Below are 18,159 nucleotides of genomic sequence, written 5' to 3'. Positions count from 1 at the left end.
GGGTCAGGCTTCCTCTCGGCTCACGGTGGTGCGCTCGGACATGAGTTGGACGAACCGGTCGAACAGGTACGCCGCGTCGTGGGGACCGGCGGCGGCCTCGGGGTGGTACTGCACCGAGAACGACGTGAGCCGGCCCTCGGCGTCACGCAGCTCGAGGCCCTCGACCACGTCGTCGTTGAGGCAGACGTGGCTGACGCTCGCCTCGCCGTACGGCGTGGGGGTGCTGCCCTCCAGCGGCGCGTCGACGGCGAACCCGTGGTTGTGGGCGGTCACCTCGACCTTGCCGGTGGTGCGGTCCAGCACCGGCTGGTTGATGCCGCGGTGGCCGTACTTCAGCTTGAAGGTGTCGAAGCCCAGCGCGCGGCCGAAGAGCTGGTTGCCGAAGCAGATCCCGAAGTAGGGGATCTCCTGGGCCAGCGCCCCCTGCAGCAGCTCGATCTGGTGGGTGGTCGCCGCCGGGTCGCCGGGGCCGTTGGAGAAGAACAGCCCGTCGGGGCGCAGCGCCTGCACCTCGTCGAGGGAGACGGTCGCGGGCAGCACGTGCACCTCGATGCCGCGCTCGGCCATCATCCGCGGGGTGTTGGTCTTGATGCCGAGGTCCACCGCGGCGACCACCAGCGGCTTGGCGCCCTCGGCGACGTTGCGCGCGGGCACCACGTAGGCCTCGGTGGTGGTGACCTCGTCGGCCAGCTCGGTGCCGGCCATCTCGGCCGATGCGCGCACCCGGGCGAGCAGCGCCTCGGGGTCGGTCTCGGTGGTGGAGATGCCGACCCGCATCGCGCCCCGCTCGCGCAGGTGGCGGGTCAGCGCGCGGGTGTCGACGCCGCTGATGCCGACCACGCCCTGCTCGCGCAGCTCGTCGTCGAGGGTGCGTCGCGCGCGCCAGTTGGAGGAGACCCGGGCGGGGTCGCGCACCACGTAGCCGGCGACCCAGATCCGGCGCGACTCCGGGTCCTCGTCGTTGACGCCGGTGTTGCCGACGTGCGGGGCGGTCATCACCACCACCTGGCGGTGGTAGGACGGGTCGGTGAGCGTCTCCTGGTAGCCGGTCATTCCGGTGGAGAAGACGGCCTCGCCGAAGGTCTCCCCCTCGGCTCCGAAGGCCTCACCGCGGAACGCGCGGCCGTCCTCCAGGACCAGCAGTGCGGGCCGGCGGGTGCCGAGCTTGTGGCCACTCACGCGAGGGCTCCTTCCAGGACGGTAGGTACGCCGCGCAGCAGCGTGGCGTGCACGGCACCGGTCAGCGACCGGCCGTGCCAGGGATTGTTGCGAGACAGGGACAGAGAGGCGTCGCGGTCGACGGTGACCTGGGCGCTCGGGTCGACCAGGGTCAGGTTGGCGGGCTCGCCCACCTCCAGCGGACGACCCTGGTGCTCCAGGCCGGCGATCCGGGCGGGGGTGGTGGACATCGCCCGGGCCACGTCGGCCCAGCTCATCGCGCCGGTCTCGACCATCAGCGTGGTGACCACCGACAGTGCGGTCTCCAGGCCGAGCATGCCGAACGCCGCGTCGACGAAGGCGTGCTCCTTGTCGTGGCGCGCGTGCGGGGCGTGGTCGGTGGCCACGGCGTCGATGGTGCCGTCGGCCAGCGCCTCGCGCAGGACGGCGACCTCGTCGTCGGGGCGCAGCGGCGGGTTCACCTTGAACGTCGGGTCGTAGCCGGAGAGCAGGTCGCTGGTCAGCATCAGGTGGTGCGGGGTGACCTCCGCGGTGACCGCGATCCCCTGGGCCTTGGCCCAGCGCAGCACCTCGACGCTGCCGGCGGTGGAGACGTGGGCGACGTGCACCCGGCTGCCGGTGTGGCGCGCCAGCATCACGTCGCGCGCCACGATCACCTCCTCGGCGACGCCGGGCCAGCCGGGCAGGCCGAGGCGCCCGGAGAGCTCGCCCTCATGGCAGCAGGAGGTGGGCCCGGCCAGGGTGGGGTCCTGGGAGTGCTGGCTGATCACGCCGCCGAAGGCCTTGACGTACTCCAGCGCGCGGCGCATCACCCGGGCGTCGGCGACGCACCTGCCGTCGTCGGAGAAGACCCGCACCCTCGCCCGGGAGCGGGCCATCAGCCCGAGCTCGGCGAGCTCCTCGCCGGCCAGCGCCTTGGTGACCGCGCCGACCGGGACGACGTCGACCAGGCCGGCGGCCCGGCCGAGGTCGAGGACCCGCTCGGCGTTCTCGGCCGTGTCGGTGACGGGGTTGGTGTTGGCCATCGCGAGGACGGCGGTGAAGCCGCCGGCGGCCGCGGCCCGGGAGCCGGTGAGCACCGTCTCGGCGTCCTCGCGGCCGGGCTCACGCAGGTGGGTGTGCAGGTCGACCAGGCCGGGCAGCGCCACCAGGCCGTCGGCGTCGACGACGCGGGCGCCGGCGGCGGAGACCGACCCGATCTCGCGGATCACCCCGCCCTCGAGGAGCAGGTCGGCGGTGCGCTCCCCGAGCAGGGAGGCCCCCTTGATGACGATCGGACCAGTCACGACTGGGCCCCCTCTCCGGCGAGCAGGTGGTAGAGCACGGACATCCGGATCGCGACTCCGGCGGAGACCTGGTCGAGGACCGCCGACTGGGCCGCGTCGGCGGCGTCGGCGGCGATCTCCAGGCCGCGGTTCATCGGGCCGGGGTGGCAGATCGGCACGTCGGGTGCGAGCAGCGAGAGCCGGTCGCGGGTCAGCCCGTAGCCGACCGTGTACTCGCGGGCGCTGGGGAAGAACCCGCCCGACATCCGCTCGCGCTGGACGCGCAGCATCATCACCGCGTCGGCCTTGGGCAGCACCGCGTCGAGGTCGTACGACGTGGCGAAGCCGGCCGCGGCCGACCAGGCGTCGATGCCGCTGGGCATCAGCGTCGGCGGGGCGACCACGGTCACCTCGGCGCCGAGCTTGGTCAGGCTGAGCACGTTGCTGCGGAAGACCCGGCTGTGGGTGAGGTCGCCGACCAGCACCACGTGGCGTCCCTCCAGCGTGCCGAGCCGGCGCTGCAGGGTGTAGGCGTCCAGCAGCGCCTGGGTGGGGTGCTCGTGGGTGCCGTCGCCGGCGTTGATCACCACCGCGTCCACCCACTCACTGACCTGGCGGGCCGCCCCGCTGGCGCCGTGGCGCATCACCAGGGCGTCCACGCCCATCGCGCACACGGTCTGCACGGTGTCGCGCAGGCTCTCGCCCTTGGAGGTCGAGGAGCCCTTGCCGGTGATGTTGATGGTGTCCGCGGAGAGCCACTTCCCGGCGATCTCGAAGCTCGAGCGGGTCCGGGTGGAGTCCTCGAAGAACAGGTTGATCACCGTGCGCCCACGCAGGGCGGGCAGCTTCTTGACCTCGCGGCGCTGCACGTCGTGCATCTCCGCGGCGGTGTCGAAGAGGGTGGCGATGTCGTCGAGATCGAGGTCATCGATCGAGAGCAGGTGCTTGTTCACGCGATCCGCACCTCGTCGATCCCGTCGATCTCCTCGACCAGCACGCCGACGCGCTCCGAGCGGGCGCTGGGCAGGTTCTTGCCGACGTGGTCGGCGCGGATCGGCAGCTCGCGGTGGCCGCGGTCGACGAGCACCGCGAGGCGCACCACGGCCGGGCGTCCCAGGTCGTTGAGAGCGTCCAGCGCGGCGCGCACGGTGCGCCCGGAGTAGAGGACGTCGTCGACGAGCACCACGGTCTTGCCGTCGATGCCGCCGGGCGGCATCGACGTCTTGTGCGGGGTGCGGGTCGGGTGGGAGCGCAGGTCATCGCGGTACATGGTCACGTCCAGCGACCCGACCGCGACCGGGGCGCCCTCGACCGCGTGGATGCGCTCGGCGATCCGCTTGGCCAGCGGCACCCCGCGGGTGTGCAGCCCCAGCAGGACGAGGTCGCCGGCGCCCTTGTTGCGCTCGAGGATCTCGTGGGCGATCCGGGTCAGCGCCCGGGTGATGTCACGGGCGTCGAGGACGGTGCGGCCCTCGGGGAGGGTCCCGACCGAGTCGGGACTGTCGGGCGTCAGGGCAGGCATCAGCGTGCCGGACCTCCTTCTCCGCCTCACTGGACGGCTCGTTAAAGGATGTCGATCGGCGTCGAGACTATCAGTCCACCGGGGTCCCGGCGCCGCCCGTCCAGGAGGGCCGGACTCCGCCCGCCTGACGCCACTCGCGGGGCACCCGATCGGCCCGGCGCCCCCGGCGTACTCCCCACACGAAACCCGCACTTCCCACGTGTTCCTTCACGTGGGAAGTGCGGGTTTCACGAGTTAACTCGTGGTTCCCGGGGCGCCTGGGGCTCACCGCCCCAGGTCGGCCAGCGCGGCCTCCACCGCCCGGTGGAACGTCGGGTAGGCGAAGTGCATGGTGCGCAGCGTGTCCAGGCCCACCTCGGCGTGCACCGCGGTGGCGAGCATGCCGAGCACCTCTCCCCCGGCCGGCCCCATCGCGGTACCGCCCACCAGCACCTGGCGGTCGGCGTCGGCGATCAGCTTGATCAGACCCTCGTTGCCGGCCTGGTGGATCCAGCCCCGGCTCGACTTCGGCATGTCCGCGCTGCCGGTGATCACCCGGATCCCGGCCGCGCGCGCCTGCTCCTCGTTGAGGCCCAGCGAGCCGATCTCGGGGTCGGTGAAGGTCACCCGCCCCACCGAGCGGTAGTCGGCCCAGGGCCCGTCCTGACCCAGTACGTCGCGGACCACGACGTCGCCCTGGTAGAGCGAGACGTGGGTGTAGTCGCCCTTGCCGGTGACGTCGCCGACCACCCACAGCCGCTCGCCGGCGCGCATCCGCTCGTCGGTCTCGATCACGTCCGCGTCCGGGTCCAGGCCGACGCTCTCCAGGCCGAGCCCGGACAGGTTCGCGCGCCGGCCCCCGGCCAGCAGCAATTGGTCGGCCTCCACCGTCCGGTCGTCGACGCACAGCCGGAACCGCCCGTCGTAGGCCACCGAGGACACCTCGACCCCGGTCTGGATGTCCACACCCTCGCCGCTGAGCACCTCGGCGAGCAGCTCGCAGACCTCCGGCTCCTCGCTGGGCACCAGGCGTGAGCCGGTCTCGAGCAGCGTCACCTTCACCCCGAACCGGGCGAACGCCTGGGCGAACTCGCAGCCCATCGCGCCGGCGCCGAGGATCACCATCGACTCGGGCAGCTCCTGGGCCTGCGCCACGTCGCGGTTCGTCCAGTACGGCGTGTCCGCGAGGCCGTCGATGTCCGGGACCCCGGGGTCGCGACCCGGGTTGAGCACCACGCCGCGCGCCGCGACGTACTCCTGGGGGCCGTCGGCGGTCTCGACCACCACCCGGCCCGGCCCGTCGAGGCGGCCCTGGCCGCGCACGATGCTCACCCCGGCCCGCTCCAGGCGCTCCACGTGGCTCTCGTCGCTCCACCCGGCGGTGGCCTGCTTCTCGATCCGGGCCGCGACCCGGCCCCACTCCGGCTCGACCTCGACGTCGCCGGCCAGGCCGTCGGCGCGACGCGCCTCGGCCAGCGAGTCGGCCGCCCGGATGATCATCTCCGAGGGCACGCACCCGAAGAAGGGGCACTCACCGCCCACCAGCCGACGCTCCACCCCCACCACCGAGAGCCCCGCACTTGCCAGCTTGTTGGCGGCCAGCTCACCACCCGGTCCGAGACCGATCACCACCACGTCGACGTCCATGGCGCACAGGTGCCCAAAGCGACCTGTTCGACACGGGTCGCTCAGCGTGACAGGTGTCGCGCCCTCGCGAAGCAGAACAGCCCGTAGCAGCCGATGCCCAGGGCGATCGCGCCCAGCAGGAACGGGCCGAACGGCTGCTGCTGCACCTTGTGCAGGGCGGCGTCGAGCCCGCCGGACTTCTTCGGGTCGTGGGTGGCCGCGGCGTAGACGAACAGCGCGCCGACCACGCCGATCGCGACGCCCTTCGCGGCGTAGCCGACCTTGCCGAGCAGCAGGTAGGCGCGCCCGGCCTCGCCGGTCTTTCCCTCACCGGCCAGCTGCTTGGCGTGCTTCTCGCTGAGGCCCTTCCAGATCAGCGCCGCGCCGTACCCGATCACCGCCACTCCGGCCGCGCCGACGAGGAACTGCCCGCCGGGCCAGCCCATCACCTGGGCGGTGTAGCCGTCGGAGCCGCCGCCCTGCTTGGACCCGGATCCGCCCGAGGAGCCGCCACCGTGGGCGATCTTGACCGCGGAGAACGCCAGCGCGCCGTAGACGACCGCCTTGAACGCGTCCCCGGCGCGGTGGCGCCACAGGTCGGCGCCCTCGTCCTCGCGGTGGCCGACGAACAGCTCCAGCAGCCGGGACAGCACCAGCAGCGTCATCCCGAAGGCGACCAGCCAGATCAGGATCCGGCCGAAGTCCTGCTCGGCCAGCTGCTGCAGGGCGCCGGTGCTGCTGGCCGAGCCCTCCTGGTCGCCCAGCGCGAGCTGCAGGGCGAGCCAGGCGATCACCAGGTGGACCACGCCGTAGACCACCAGGCCGAAGCGCACGGCCCGGTCGATCCAGTCACTGTCCTCGGCGCGACGTCCCAGGTCGTCGGCGTGTGTCTTCAACTGAGCCATGGAGACGACTGTGCCCCCGGGAGGAACCACACAAACGAGGCGTGGGCCACCCGGGGGCACAGCGGACAACTCAGGTCAGAGTGGACTTGTCGCGCACGATGTTGCCGAGCACGCCGTTGACGAAGGACGGCGACTCGTCGGTGGACAGGTCGCGCACCAGGCCCATCGCCTCGCTGACCGCGACCGCGTCCGGCACGTCGTCGACGTAGAGCACCTCGAAGACGCCCAGACGCAGTACGTTGCGGTCCACCGCGGGCATCCGCTCCAGCGTCCAGCCGTGGGCGTAGGAGCGCAGCAGCTCGTCGATGCGCTCCTGGTGCTCGACGACCCCGCGCACCAGGGTGGCGGTGTAGTCGTTGGTCGGCCCCTCGCCGTCGGCGATCGCCCGGTCGAGCGCCTCGACGGGGCTCTCCGCGCGCAGGTCGGAGGCGTAGAGGACGTCGAGGGCGCGCTTGCGGGACTTGGAACGAGCGCCCATCAGGAAGAGACGCGACCCAGGTAGGAGGAGTCGCGGGTGTCGACCTTGATCTTCTCGCCGGTGGTGATGAACAGCGGCACCTGGATGTTGTGGCCGGTCTCCAGCTCCGCGGGCTTCGTGCCGCCGGAGGAGCGGTCACCCTGCAGCCCGGGCTCGGTGTACTTCACGACCAGCTCGACCGACGCCGGCAGCTCGATGTAGAGCACGCGGCCCTCGTTGGTGGCGACGATCGCCTCCTGGTTCTCCAGGAGGAAGTTCGTGGCGTCCCCGACGGTCTCCGGCGGGACCTCGAGCTGCTCGTAGGAGCTGGTGTCCATGAACACGTACGCGGAGCCGTCGTTGTACAGGTACTGCATGGTGCGCTTGTCGACCGTCGCGGTCTCGACCTTGGTGCCGGCGTTGAACGTCTTGTCGACGGTCTTGTTGGTCAGCACGTTCTTCAGCTTGGTCCGCACGAAGGCCGGTCCCTTGCCGGGCTTGACGTGCTGGAACTCGATCACCGTCCAGAGCTGGCCGTCGATGTTGAGAACCATGCCGTTCTTCAGGTCGTTGGTCGATGCCATGCGCGAGGAACCTTGCCTTCGTCGAAGAGTGGGATGTCAGCCGAGCTGCCACGCCAGGCGGCGGCGGGCGACAGCGGACGAGTCTAGCGGCGTCCGCGCGGCAGCGACGAACCAGAGCCCACCGCGGTGATCCACGCGAGATCCCCGGACCACCGCGACCTCCTGGCGCCACAGGAGCACCGCCCCACTGGGGGCGGTGCTCCTCCCCGTTCGCCGAGCGACGGGACGTGGGTGGGTGGGTCAGCCCTTGAAGGCGTCCTTCACCTTGTCGCCGGCCTGCTTGAGGTTCGCCTTCGACTGGTCGGCCTTGCCCTCGGTCTTCATCTTGTCGTCGCCGGTGGCGTCGCCGACCTTCTCCTTGGCCTTGCCGGAGACCTCGTCGATCTTGTGCTTGGCGTCGTCGCTCATCGTTCCTCCTCGGGAGTGCGTGTGAACGTCGGGAGCCGACGTCCCGCCCGAAGCGGTACCCCGCTCGAGGCGAAGCGACACTTCGGAAGGAAAACTCGGCGCGGATCGGCCGCAAAGCCGCGTTCTGCGCCGCGTTTTCCTTCTGAACGGTCGCCCGGGCGACCGGCCCGGCTACCGGGCCAGGTGCTGGAGGGCCTGGCGGTAGCCGTCGATGCCCTCACCCGCGACGACCGCGACGGCGTGCGGGGTGACCACCGAGGTGTGCCGGAACTCCTCGGGGCGCTGGGCCGGGTCGGAGATGTGCACCTCGACCAGCGGGGCCTCCAGCTGGGCGCAGGCGTCGAAGAGCGCGTAGGAGTAGTGCGTCCAGGCGGCGGCGTTGAGGACCACCGGGGTCGCGTCGTCGGCGGCCTGGTTGAGCCAGTCCACCAGCTCCCCCTCGTGGTTGGTCTGGCGCACCTCCACCTCGAGGCCCAGCTCGCGGCCCCACCCCTGGCACAGCTCGACGAGCTCGTCGTAGGTGGTGGTGCCGTAGATCTCGGGCTGGCGACGCCCCAGGCGCCGCAGGTTGGGGCCGTTGAGGACGAGCACCCGGCTCACGCGGGCGCGCCGATCGCGGCGAACGCCTCGCGCAGCAGCGCCTCGTCGGGGCCCGCCAGCACGCTCGGCTGTGCCAGGTCGTCGAGCACCACGAACCGCAGCTGGGAGCCGCGGGACTTCTTGTCGACCCGCATCGACGCCAGCAGGTCCTCGAAGCCTGCCCCCTGGTAGCTGGTGGGCAGCCCGACGCGCGCGAACGCGGCGCGGTGCCGCTCGGCGAGCTCGGGCGTGATCCGCCCGACCAACCGGGCCAGCTCGGCGACGTAGACGCACCCGATGGCGACGGCCTCGCCGTGGCGGATGCCGTAGTCCTCGGCGCGCTCGATGGCGTGCGCGAGCGTGTGGCCGTAGTTGAGCGCCTCGCGCCCGGGGTGCCCGCCGACGCCGCCGGTCTCCTTGAGGTCGGCGACCACGACGTCGATCTTCACCGCGATCGCCCGCTCCACGAGCTCACGCAGCACCGCGGACTCCGCGGTGATCAGGGCCGGATCGGTGGCCTCGACGAGCTCGAGGATCGTGGGGTCGGCGATGAAGCCGCACTTGACCACCTCGCCCAGGCCGGCGACCAGCTCGGCGCGCGGCAGCGTGGCCAGCGTCGCGAGGTCGCACAGCACTCCGGCCGGCTCGTGGAAGGCGCCGACCAGGTTCTTCCCGGCGGCGGTGTTGATGCCGGTCTTGCCGCCCACCGCGGCGTCGACCATGGCCAGCAGGGTGGTCGGCACGTGCACGACGCGCACCCCGCGCAGCCAGGTCGCCGCGACGAAGCCGCCCAGATCGGTGGTCGCGCCGCCGCCGAAGGTGACCACGGCGTCGGAGCGGGTGAAGCCGCGCTCCCCCAGCGCCTCCCAGCAGTCGGCGGCGACGGCCGCGGTCTTCGCCTGCTCGCCGTCGGGCAGCCCGAGCGCGAGCACGTCGTAGTGCTCGACGAGCCGCTCCACGATCGGCTGCGCGAGCTCGCCCAGCTCCGCGGCGTAGAGGAAGGCGACCCGCTGGACGGAGTCGCCGAGCATCGCCGGCAGCCGGTCGGCCAGCCCGTGCCCGACCACCACGTCGTACGGCGAGGCGCCGCCGACGTGCAGCACGGTCGCGTCCGCGCCGGATCCGGGCGTGGCCGAGTCGCTCATCGCCGGTCCTCCCCGACCCGGTCGGCCACCTCGGCGGTGACCTCCTCGGGGCTGCGCTGGTCGGTGTCCACGCTGTGGGTGGCGACCGCCTCGTAGATGGGGGCGCGCTCCTCCAGGAGCGCCTTGACCCGGGCGCGCACGTTGCCCATCAGCATCGGCCGGGCGATCCCCAGCCCGACCCGCTTGACGGCGTCGGCGAGCCCGACGCGGAGGTAGACGACCGTGTGGCCGGACAGCAGCTCGCGGGTGTCGGGGTCGAGCACGGCTCCGCCGCCCAGGGCCAGGACGCCCTCGTGCTCGGCGAGCGCCCTGGCGACCGCCTGCCGCTCGACGGCGCGGAAGTAGTCCTCGCCCTCGTCGACGAAGATGTCGGAGATGCTGCGCCCCTCGACGCGCTCGACGTCGTGGTCGGTGTCGCGCACCTCGGCGTCCCAGCGCTGGGCGAGGAGCTCGGCGACGGTGGTCTTGCCGGCGCCCATCGGGCCGACCAGGACGACGCGGGGGCGCGTCACCGGAACCTCAGCGTGTCCAGGTAGCTCTCGGCGTTGCGGCGGGTCTCGGCCACCGAGTCGCCGCCGAACTTCTCCACGACCGCCTCGGCGAGCACCAGGGCCACCATCGCCTCGGCGACGATGCCGGCGGCCGGGACCGCGCAGACGTCCGAGCGCTGGTGGTGGGCGACGGCCTCCTCGCCGGTGGCCACGTCGATCGTGCGCAGCGCCCGCGGGACGGTCGCGATCGGCTTCATCGCCGCGCGCACCCGGAGCACCTCGCCGGTGGACATGCCGCCCTCGGTGCCACCCGAGCGCCCGCTGGTACGGCGGATCCCGTCGGGGGTGGAGACGATCTCGTCGTGGGCCAGCGAGCCGGGGGTGGCGGCCAGGTCGAAGCCGTCGCCGACCTCGACGCCCTTGATCGCCTGGATCCCCATCAGCGCACCGGCCAGCCGGGCGTCGAGGCGCCGGTCCCAGTGCACGTGCGAGCCCAGCCCCGGCGGGAGCCCGTGCACGACGACCTCGACGACGCCGCCCAGGGTGTCGCCGTCCTTGTGGGCCTGGTCGATGACCTCGACCATCGCCCGGCTGGCCTCGGGGTCCAGGCAGCGCACCGGGTCCTCGTCGAGGCGGCCCACGTCGTCGGGCTGCGGGATCAGGCCGGCCGGTGCGGGCACGCCGCCGAGCTCGACCACGTGCGAGACGATCCGCGCGCCCACGCTCTGCTCGAGGAAGTTGCTCGCGACGCGACCGAGGGCGACGCGGGCGGCGGTCTCGCGGGCCGAGGCGCGCTCCAGGATCGGGCGGGCCTCGTCGAAGTCGTACTTCTGCATGCCGACCAGGTCGGCGTGGCCCGGGCGCGGCCGGGTCAGCGGGGCGTTGCGCGCCAGCGCCTCCAGCTCCACGGGGTCGACCGGGTCGGCCGACATCACCTTCTCCCACTTGGGCCACTCGGTGTTGCCGACGATGATCGCGACCGGGCCACCCTGGGTCTCCCCGTGCCGGACGCCGCCGGTGAAGGTGACCTGGTCCTGCTCGAACTTCATCCGGGCGCCGCGGCCGTAGCCGAGACGGCGCCGGGCCAGGGAGTCGGCGATGTCGTCGGAGGTGATCCGGACATGGGCCGGCAGACCCTCGAGGATTGCGACCAGGGACGGGCCGTGGGACTCGCCCGCGGTGAGCCAACGAAGCATGCGCGCAGTGTGTCACGCCCGGCCGGGCGCGCGATCAGCCCGCCCCCGCGACGAGACCGTCCCACAGCGGCTCGCCGACCAGCACCCCCAGCAGCGCCCCGGCCAGCATGTACGGCCCGAAGGGGATGTGGCGCCGCCGCGACGCCCGGCCCGACATCGCCAGCAGTCCCCCGCCGACGCCGCCCAGCAGGAACCCGGCGTAGATGCCGACCACCAGCGGACCCCAGCCGAGCTGGCCCAGCGCGATGCCCAGCACCCCGGAGAGCCGGACGTCGCCGTAGCCCATCCCGCGCGGGTAGAGGAACCAGAGCAGGAAGAACGTGCCCCCGGCGCCGAGCCAGCCCCAGGCGGCCCGGACCACGGCGTCGTGCTCGCCGGTCACCGCCCAGGCCAGCAGCACCAGCCCGGCCACCACGGCGTACGACGGGGCGATCACCCGGGTGGGCAGCAGCCGGGTGCGCCAGTCGACGACCGCGAGGGCGACCCCGACCGGCACCAGGACCAGCAGCGGCACCAGCGCCCACGCCCAGCCCACCGCACCGCCGACCAGTGCCCCGGCGACGGCCGACGCCAGCGCCGACTTCCAGCCCAGCCCCGGCAGTCCCCCGATCGCGGCATAGGTCTCCTTGCCACCCGTCACTGCCTCGACCTTCTCGTCGGCGTGTCCCGGCGCCAGTGACGAGTCGACCTCGGCCGCGGCCCCCACCACACCAGCCGGTACGTCGCGTGCCGGGGCGGGCTCGGGGATCGCGGCGATCAGCCGGGGCACCGCCCACCCGCCGGCGCCGGCGACGACGGCCGCTGCCAGCGCGGCGGACAGGGCAGGGTCCATCAGCGTGCGGCCAATCCGGCCAGACCCGCCGCGCGCATCTGCTCCAGCGGCGCCGGGCGGCCGGTGAACAGCTCGAACTGCCCGGCCGCCTGATGGACGAGCAGGTCGAGCCCGCCCACCAGGGTGCGCCCACGCGCGGAGGCGGCCAACGGTGTCGGCCAGGGGTGGTAGAGGACCTCGAAGACCACCGGCACCTCGGCGCAGCGGGCGAGGAGGTCCGCGCCCTGCGCCTCGGCGGGGATGGTCGAGACCACCACCTCGCCAAGCACCGGGTCGCCGGCCAGGTCGCCGACCTCCACGACGGGCGCCGACGGGTGCGCGGAGACCGCCGCCACCGTCTCGGCGGCCCGTTCGGGCGAGCGCACCAGCAGCCGGATCCGCCGCGCACCCAGGTCGCACATCGCCAGCGCGGTCGAGGTCGCGGTCGCGCCACCGCCGAGGACGGTCGCGGTGTGCACCTCGCCGGCCCAACGCTCACGCACCGCCGCCGCGGCACCCGGGATGTCGGTGTTGTCCCCGACCACGCGCTCGCCGAGCACCAGCGTGTTGGCCGCGCCCGCCAGCTGCGCCCGCGCGGTGAGCTCGTCGGCCAGGCCGAGCGCCTCCCGCTTGAGCGGCATCGTCAGCGACAGCCCCCGCCACCCGGCGTCGAGCCCGGCCACGAACGCGCGCAGCCCGCCACCGGGGACCCGGCAGGCGTCGTACTCCCAGTCGAGGCCGAGCGCGGCGTAGCCGGCCCGGTGCAGCGCGGGTGAGAGCGAGTGGGCGATCGGGTCGCCCAGCACGGCGCAGCGCGTGACCATCAGCAGGCGTCGGAGGTTTCGCAGTACTTCTTGAACTCCGCCTTGTAGGTCAGGAACTCGTCGTAGTCCTCGGCGAACTTCGTCTCGCCCGTCTTCAGGTCGACCGTCACGTAGTAGAACCAGTCCCCCGACACCGGGTTCGCGGCCGCGTCGATGGCCGCGTCGCCGGGAGCCTCGATCGGCGTCGGCGGCAGCCCGCGGTTCAGGTAGGTGTTGTACGGCGTGGGGGTCTCCAGGTCGTCGGAGCTCAGCCCGACCCCGAGATCGCGCTGGAGGCCGTAGTTGACCGAGGCGTCGATCTGCAGCAGCCCGTTGGTCTCCTCGCCCTCGAGGCGGTTGTAGATGACCCGGGCGATCTTGGGCATGTCGTCCCCGCGGCCCTCGGCCTCCACCAGGCTGGCCACGATCATCAGCTCCGCCGGGGTGTAGCCCAGACGCTGGGCCGCGGCCTCGAGGCCGGCCTCGTCGGCCGCCTGGCGCCACCGGTCGACCATCGCGGTCAGGATCGAGCGCGGGGTGGCCTTCGGCCCGAAGTCGTACGTCGCGGGGAACAGGTAGCCCTCGGCTTCCCCGCCGGCGTAGTCCGGCAGCCCGATCGAACCGGGCTTGGCCAGCACCTTCTCGTAGGCGCCGCGCTTGAACTCGGTCTTCTCGGCCAGCAGGTCGAGGATGTCGTCGAGGCGCAGCCCCTCGGGGACCGTGACGAAGTTGCGCACCATGTTCTTGGGGTTCAGCAGCCCGGCGAGCGCCTCGCTGGCCGCCATCTTCTCGCGCAGCTCGTAGTAGCCCACCTGGATGGTGCTGCACTCGGGATCCGCGGAGCAGGCGTCGGTGAACGCCTCGGCCGAGGCCACCACTCCGGCGTCCTCCAGGCTGCGACCGATGTCGCCGCCGGTGTCGCCCTCCTGGACCTCGACGGTGACCGCGCCCTCCCCGGGGCCGGCATAGTCCTCGGGGTCTCCGAACTTGCCCTCGAGGGCGTCGATGCCCTTGCTCACCCCGACGAAGAGGCCGGCGACCAGGAGCGCCACGATCGCCAGGAACACCAGGCAGCCGACGGCGCCGCCGCGCTTCTTCTTGCGCCGCTGTCCACCGCGGGGGTGCTGCTCGGGCTCGTGCTCGCCGACCGGCAGCACGCTGACCGCCCCGTGGTCGGAGTAGTGGCCGGGCTCGGGCTCGGGGTCGGACTGCCCGAAGGGGATGGGCCCTGCGTCACTCATGAGTCTCCTCGACGATCTCGCCCGGCGCGCTCCCCGTAGCGCGCTCCGTGTCCAGCGCGTGCTGAAGGATCAGCACCGCTGCTGCCTGGTCCACCACCGCCCGGCGCTTGGCGCCCGAGCGCCCCTGCCCGCGGAGCATGGACTCAGCCGAGACAGTAGTCAAGCGTTCATCACACAACCTCACCGGCACCGGTGCAACCCGACGCGCCAGGCGAGCCGCGAACTCGCGGACCTTCGCGGCGGCCGGCCCCTCGCCGCCGGACAGCGAGCGGGGCAGCCCCATCACGATCTCCACGGCGCCCTCCTCGGCGAGGATGGCCGCGATCCGCTGCAGGTCTCCCCTGCCCCGGCGCACGGTCTCCACCGGCGTGGCCAGGAAGCCCGTCGGGTCGCTGCGCGCGACCCCGATCCGGGCGTCGCCGGGGTCGATGCCGAGTCGGACGCCGTGGCGCACCTCAGCCCTGCCCGCTTGAGGTGCCGAGCGTGCGGGCGACCTCGGCGCCGACGGCGGCCAGCGCCTGGTCGAGCTGGGTGGTGTCGGCGCCGCCGCCCTGGGCGACGTCGTCCTTGCCGCCGCCCTTGCCGCCGACGAAGGGGCCCACGGCCCGCACCAGCGCGTTGGCGCTGAGCCCGGCCCGGCGGCCCTCCTCGTTGACCGCGGCCACCACGGCGACCTTGCCGTCGTTGACCCCGAGCACCACCACGACGCCGGGACGTGCCGGAGCCAGCCGCCCGCGTACGTCGAGGGCCAGGGTGCGTACGTCGCCGCCGCCGGCGCCGTCGACGCGCTGCGCCACCACGGCTGCGCCCCCGACGTCGACGGCCGCGTCGGCGAGCGCGCCGGCCCCGGCCAGGACCTGGGCGACGCGGGCCTTCTCGAGCTCCTTCTCCGCCGTGCGCAGCCGCTCGACCATGTCGGCGACCCGGGCCACGACGTCGTCGGGCTGCGTCTTGAGCAGGCCGGTGAGCTGGCCGACCACGTCCCGCTCCTTGGCCAGGTAGGCGAAGCCCTCCAGCCCGGTCAGCGCCTCGACGCGCCGGTTGCCCGACCCGACGGACGACTCGGAGGTCACCACGATGGTGCCGACCTGGGAGGAGTGCTCGACGTGGGTACCGCCGCACAGCTCGCGCGACCAGGGGCCGCCGATCTCCACGACGCGGACCTTCTGGTCGTCGTAGGTCTCCCCGAACAGGGCGAGCGCGCCCCACTCGCGGGCCTCGGCCAGCGTCATGTACTGGGCGGCCACCGGCAGGTCCGAGCGCAGCGCGGCGTTGGAGACGTGCTCCACGTCCGCGATCTGCTGGGCGCTGAGCCCGGAGGTCCAGCCGAAGTCGAGGCGCAGGTAGCCGGGACGGTTGTAGGAGCCGGACTGCAGGGCGGTCGGGCCGAGCACCTCGCGCAGGGCGGCGTGCACCACGTGCGTGCCGGAGTGCGCCTGCCGGGCGCCGGTGCGCCACTCGCGGTCGACCTGGGCGTGGACCTGGCCGGCGGCGGCCGAGCCGAGCGCGAGCTCGCCGTCGACGACGCGGACCTGGTGCACGACCAGCCCGCGCACGGGGCGCTGCACGTCGAGCACCTCGAGCCGGCCGCCGTCGAACTCGATGATGCCCGCGTCGGCGGCCTGGCCGCCGGACTCGGCGTAGAACGGCGTCCGGTCCAGGACCAGCTCACCGACCTCGCCGTTCGCCAGGCTGCTCACCGGCCGTCCCCCGCTGAGCAGCGCCAGCGGGGTGGACTCGGTCTCCAGGGTCTCGTAGGCCAGCCAGTCGGTGGGGCCGCTGGCGTCGAGGATGCCGCGGTAGACCGAGGTGTCGGCGTGCTGGCCCTTCTTCGACTTCGCGTCGGCCTTGGCCCGTTCGCGCTGCTCGCTCATCAGGCTGCGGAAGCCCGCCTCGTCCACGCTCAGCCCGGCCTCGGCGGCCATCTCCAAGGTGAGGTCGATCGGGAAGCCGTAGGTGTCGTGCAGCGCGAACGCCTTGGCACCGGACAGGCTGGTCCCGCCGCCCTGCCGGACCTCGGCGGCCGCCTGGTCGAAGATCTGGGTGCCCGCCTGCAGCGTCTTGCGGAAGGCGTCCTCCTCGGCGTACGCGACCTGCGCGATGCGGTCCCAGCCGGTCTCCAGCTCGGGGTAGCCGAGCTTCATCCTCTCCATGCTGACCGGCATCAGCTCGGGCAGCGCGCGGTCCTCGTAGCCCAGCAGCCGCATCGAGCGGACGGCGCGGCGCAGCAGCCGGCGCAGCACGTAGCCGCGGGCCTCGTTGCCGGGGGTGACGCCGTCGCTGATCAGCATCATCGCGGAGCGGACGTGGTCGGCGACCACCCGGAAGCGGACGTCGTCGACCGGGTCGGCGCCGTAGCGGCGTCCCGACAGCTCCGCGGCCCGCTCGATCACCGGGAACATCTCGTCGATCTCGTACATGTTGTCCTTGCCCTGGAGCAGGTACGCGACCCGCTCCAGGCCGAGGCCGGTGTCGATGTTCTTCGCCGGCAGCGGGCCCTCGACGTCGAAGTCGTCCTTGGCGCGCACGGTGTGCAGGGACTCCTGCATGAAGACCAGGTTCCAGATCTCCAGGTAGCGGTCCTCGTCGACGATCGGCCCGCCCTCGCGGCCGTGCTCGGGACCGCGGTCGTAGTAGATCTCGCTGCACGGCCCGCCCGGTCCCGGGACGCCCATGTTCCAGTAGTTGTCGAGCAGCCCGCGGCGCTGGATACGCTCCAGCGGAAGCCCGGCGACGTTGCGCCAGATGTCGATGCTCTCGTCGTCGTTCTCCAGCACCGTGACCCAGATCCGCTCGGGGTCGAAGCCGTAGCCGCCCTCGCTCTGCGCACCGGTGATGAGCTGCCAGGCCAGCTCGATGGCGCCCTGCTTGAAGTAGTCGCCGAACGAGAAGTTGCCGCACATCTGGAAGAACGTGCCGTGCCGGGTGGTCTTGCCGACCTCCTCGATGTCGAGGGTCCGCACGCACTTCTGCACGCTCGTCGCGCGCTGGTAGGGAGCCGTCTCCTGGCCCAGGAAGTAGGGCTTGAACGGCACCATGCCGGCGTTGACGAACAGCAGCGTGGGGTCGTCGAGCAGCAGGGAGGCCGAGGGCACCACCTGGTGTCCGTTGCGCTCGAAGTGGGCAACGAACCGACGGCGGATCTCCGCGGTGTCCATCAGTGGATTTCCTTCTTGTGGCGGGGTGGGTTCAGGGAGGTGGGCGAGGGCTGCTCGGGGGCAGCCGGGGTGGTCGAGGAGGGGCCGAGGATCGCAGGGCCGCCGGTGACGAGTCCGAACCGATCGCGCAGCTCGTCCTCCTTCTCCACCTGGGCGGTGTGGACCTCCTCGCGGAACATCCGGGCGCCGACGGCGAGGGCACCGAGCCGGTCGCGCAGCCCGTCCACGCTCAGCGCCTCGGCGGCCCGACGGGCCCGGGTCAGGGCGTAGGCGCCGGCACCGGCCCCGGCGGCGAACCACAGGGCGCGACTCATGCGATCCTCCGCTGCTCGGCGTGCAGGTCGCGGCGGGCCTGCTTGATCTCGGCGCGGCGCTGGCGGCGGGCGCGCTTGACCTCGCGGCCCATCTCGAAGCGGATCCGGTTGCGGGTCTCGGGGGCCAACGCCCGGCGCACGCCGTACAGCAGGCCGGCGGCCTTGACCGCCGACTCGCGCGCCACCAGGTCGGCGAACAGCCGACCGTCGATGCGCCCGCCGACGCTGACGCCGGCCGGCAGCGCGTCCTCGGGCCGCTGCTCGCCGAGGCGGGTGATCACGTACTCGCGGTCGTCGCTGGCCACCGGCTCGGGCGGGCCGGCCAGGCGCCGCTCGATGGCGGCGAGGGACTCACGCAGTGCCGCGGTCTCGGCGCGCGCGGCCTCGAGGTCGCGGCGGGTCCGGTTGCGCAGGCGCAGCAGGAGCCAGCCCAGCACCAGCGCGAGGACCGCTGGCACCGCCACCGCGAGCACGGCCAATAGCTCCATCACAGTGC

At 72.9% G+C, this 18,159-nt stretch carries 20 protein-coding genes; all 20 read right to left on the bottom strand.

The genetic code is table 11. From position 1 onward, the window contains the following. Nucleotides 1–3: 3 nt before the first annotated feature. The 20 genes from carA to AC6EH9_RS18545 all read right to left on the bottom strand — a co-directional run bounded on the left by carA (nucleotide 4) and on the right by AC6EH9_RS18545 (nucleotide 18,154). Nucleotides 4–1,179 (bottom strand): glutamine-hydrolyzing carbamoyl-phosphate synthase small subunit, encoded by a 1,176-nt coding sequence (carA, locus tag AC6EH9_RS18640; RefSeq protein ID WP_498425175.1) that lies wholly within the window; start codon nucleotides 1,177–1,179, stop codon nucleotides 4–6. Beyond that, complete coding sequence (locus AC6EH9_RS18635; RefSeq protein ID WP_498425174.1) at nucleotides 1,176–2,465, bottom strand: dihydroorotase; 1,290 nt, start codon at nucleotides 2,463–2,465, stop codon at nucleotides 1,176–1,178. The genes carA and AC6EH9_RS18635 overlap by 4 nt, the downstream gene beginning before the upstream one ends. Further along, nucleotides 2,462–3,397: an aspartate carbamoyltransferase catalytic subunit gene (locus AC6EH9_RS18630; protein WP_498425173.1), complete on the bottom strand. Its 936-nt coding sequence runs from the start codon at nucleotides 3,395–3,397 to the stop codon at nucleotides 2,462–2,464. Before AC6EH9_RS18630 ends, AC6EH9_RS18635 begins: the two co-directional genes overlap by 4 nt. Further along, entirely contained in the window at nucleotides 3,394–3,966 is a 573-nt protein-coding gene (pyrR, locus tag AC6EH9_RS18625; RefSeq protein WP_498425172.1) for a bifunctional pyr operon transcriptional regulator/uracil phosphoribosyltransferase PyrR, read from the bottom strand. The genes AC6EH9_RS18630 and pyrR overlap by 4 nt, the downstream gene beginning before the upstream one ends. Before the next feature lie 264 nt (nucleotides 3,967–4,230). Further along, nucleotides 4,231–5,592, bottom strand: coding sequence for a dihydrolipoyl dehydrogenase family protein (locus AC6EH9_RS18620; RefSeq protein ID WP_498425171.1), 1,362 nt, complete (start codon nucleotides 5,590–5,592; stop codon nucleotides 4,231–4,233). A 41-nt stretch (nucleotides 5,593–5,633) separates the two neighbouring features. After that, the gene (locus AC6EH9_RS18615; protein ID WP_498425170.1) at nucleotides 5,634–6,476 is read right to left on the bottom strand and encodes a DUF1206 domain-containing protein; all 843 of its coding nucleotides are present in this window, start codon (nucleotides 6,474–6,476) and stop codon (nucleotides 5,634–5,636) included. Between the two features lie 70 nt (nucleotides 6,477–6,546). Continuing rightward, nucleotides 6,547–6,954, bottom strand: coding sequence for a transcription antitermination factor NusB (gene nusB, locus AC6EH9_RS18610; protein WP_498425169.1), 408 nt, complete (start codon nucleotides 6,952–6,954; stop codon nucleotides 6,547–6,549). Further along, complete coding sequence (efp, locus tag AC6EH9_RS18605; RefSeq protein ID WP_498425168.1) at nucleotides 6,954–7,517, bottom strand: elongation factor P; 564 nt, start codon at nucleotides 7,515–7,517, stop codon at nucleotides 6,954–6,956. The genes nusB and efp overlap by 1 nt, the downstream gene beginning before the upstream one ends. Before the next feature lie 240 nt (nucleotides 7,518–7,757). After that, the gene (locus tag AC6EH9_RS18600; protein WP_498425167.1) at nucleotides 7,758–7,925 is read right to left on the bottom strand and encodes a CsbD family protein; all 168 of its coding nucleotides are present in this window, start codon (nucleotides 7,923–7,925) and stop codon (nucleotides 7,758–7,760) included. A gap of 171 nt (nucleotides 7,926–8,096) precedes the next feature. Beyond that, nucleotides 8,097–8,525 (bottom strand): type II 3-dehydroquinate dehydratase, encoded by a 429-nt coding sequence (locus AC6EH9_RS18595; protein WP_498425166.1) that lies wholly within the window; start codon nucleotides 8,523–8,525, stop codon nucleotides 8,097–8,099. Beyond that, a complete protein-coding gene (gene aroB / locus AC6EH9_RS18590; RefSeq protein ID WP_498425165.1) occupies nucleotides 8,522–9,649 on the bottom strand; it encodes a 3-dehydroquinate synthase in 1,128 nt (375 codons plus the stop codon). Before aroB ends, AC6EH9_RS18595 begins: the two co-directional genes overlap by 4 nt. After that, complete coding sequence (locus tag AC6EH9_RS18585; protein WP_498425164.1) at nucleotides 9,646–10,161, bottom strand: shikimate kinase; 516 nt, start codon at nucleotides 10,159–10,161, stop codon at nucleotides 9,646–9,648. Before AC6EH9_RS18585 ends, aroB begins: the two co-directional genes overlap by 4 nt. Further along, complete coding sequence (gene aroC, locus AC6EH9_RS18580) at nucleotides 10,158–11,336, bottom strand: chorismate synthase (protein WP_498425163.1); 1,179 nt, start codon at nucleotides 11,334–11,336, stop codon at nucleotides 10,158–10,160. The genes AC6EH9_RS18585 and aroC overlap by 4 nt, the downstream gene beginning before the upstream one ends. A 34-nt stretch (nucleotides 11,337–11,370) precedes the next feature. Further along, nucleotides 11,371–12,168 carry a prepilin peptidase gene (locus tag AC6EH9_RS18575; protein ID WP_498425162.1) on the bottom strand — a complete coding sequence of 266 codons (798 nt, stop codon included), beginning with the start codon at nucleotides 12,166–12,168 and terminating at the stop codon, nucleotides 11,371–11,373. Then, nucleotides 12,168–12,971 (bottom strand): shikimate dehydrogenase, encoded by an 804-nt coding sequence (locus tag AC6EH9_RS18570; protein ID WP_498425161.1) that lies wholly within the window; start codon nucleotides 12,969–12,971, stop codon nucleotides 12,168–12,170. The genes AC6EH9_RS18575 and AC6EH9_RS18570 overlap by 1 nt, the downstream gene beginning before the upstream one ends. Beyond that, a complete protein-coding gene (mltG, locus tag AC6EH9_RS18565; RefSeq protein WP_498425160.1) occupies nucleotides 12,971–14,191 on the bottom strand; it encodes an endolytic transglycosylase MltG in 1,221 nt (406 codons plus the stop codon). Before mltG ends, AC6EH9_RS18570 begins: the two co-directional genes overlap by 1 nt. Continuing rightward, nucleotides 14,184–14,645, bottom strand: a complete 462-nt coding sequence (gene ruvX / locus AC6EH9_RS18560) for a Holliday junction resolvase RuvX (RefSeq protein WP_498425159.1) — start codon at nucleotides 14,643–14,645, stop codon at nucleotides 14,184–14,186. The genes mltG and ruvX overlap by 8 nt, the downstream gene beginning before the upstream one ends. 1 nt (nucleotide 14,646) lies before the next feature. Next, entirely contained in the window at nucleotides 14,647–17,349 is a 2,703-nt protein-coding gene (gene alaS, locus AC6EH9_RS18555; RefSeq protein ID WP_498425158.1) for an alanine--tRNA ligase, read from the bottom strand. Then, a complete protein-coding gene (locus tag AC6EH9_RS18550) occupies nucleotides 17,349–17,663 on the bottom strand; it encodes a DUF6167 family protein (protein WP_498425157.1) in 315 nt (104 codons plus the stop codon). The genes alaS and AC6EH9_RS18550 overlap by 1 nt, the downstream gene beginning before the upstream one ends. Beyond that, nucleotides 17,660–18,154: a hypothetical protein gene (locus tag AC6EH9_RS18545; RefSeq protein ID WP_498425156.1), complete on the bottom strand. Its 495-nt coding sequence runs from the start codon at nucleotides 18,152–18,154 to the stop codon at nucleotides 17,660–17,662. Before AC6EH9_RS18545 ends, AC6EH9_RS18550 begins: the two co-directional genes overlap by 4 nt. Between the last annotated feature and the right edge of the window lie 5 nt (nucleotides 18,155–18,159).

Source organism: Nocardioides sp. Z21_20, from assembly GCF_059766585.1.
Note: the sequence above shows the minus strand (reverse complement) of the source record. Positions and strands in the feature narration are given on the sequence as shown.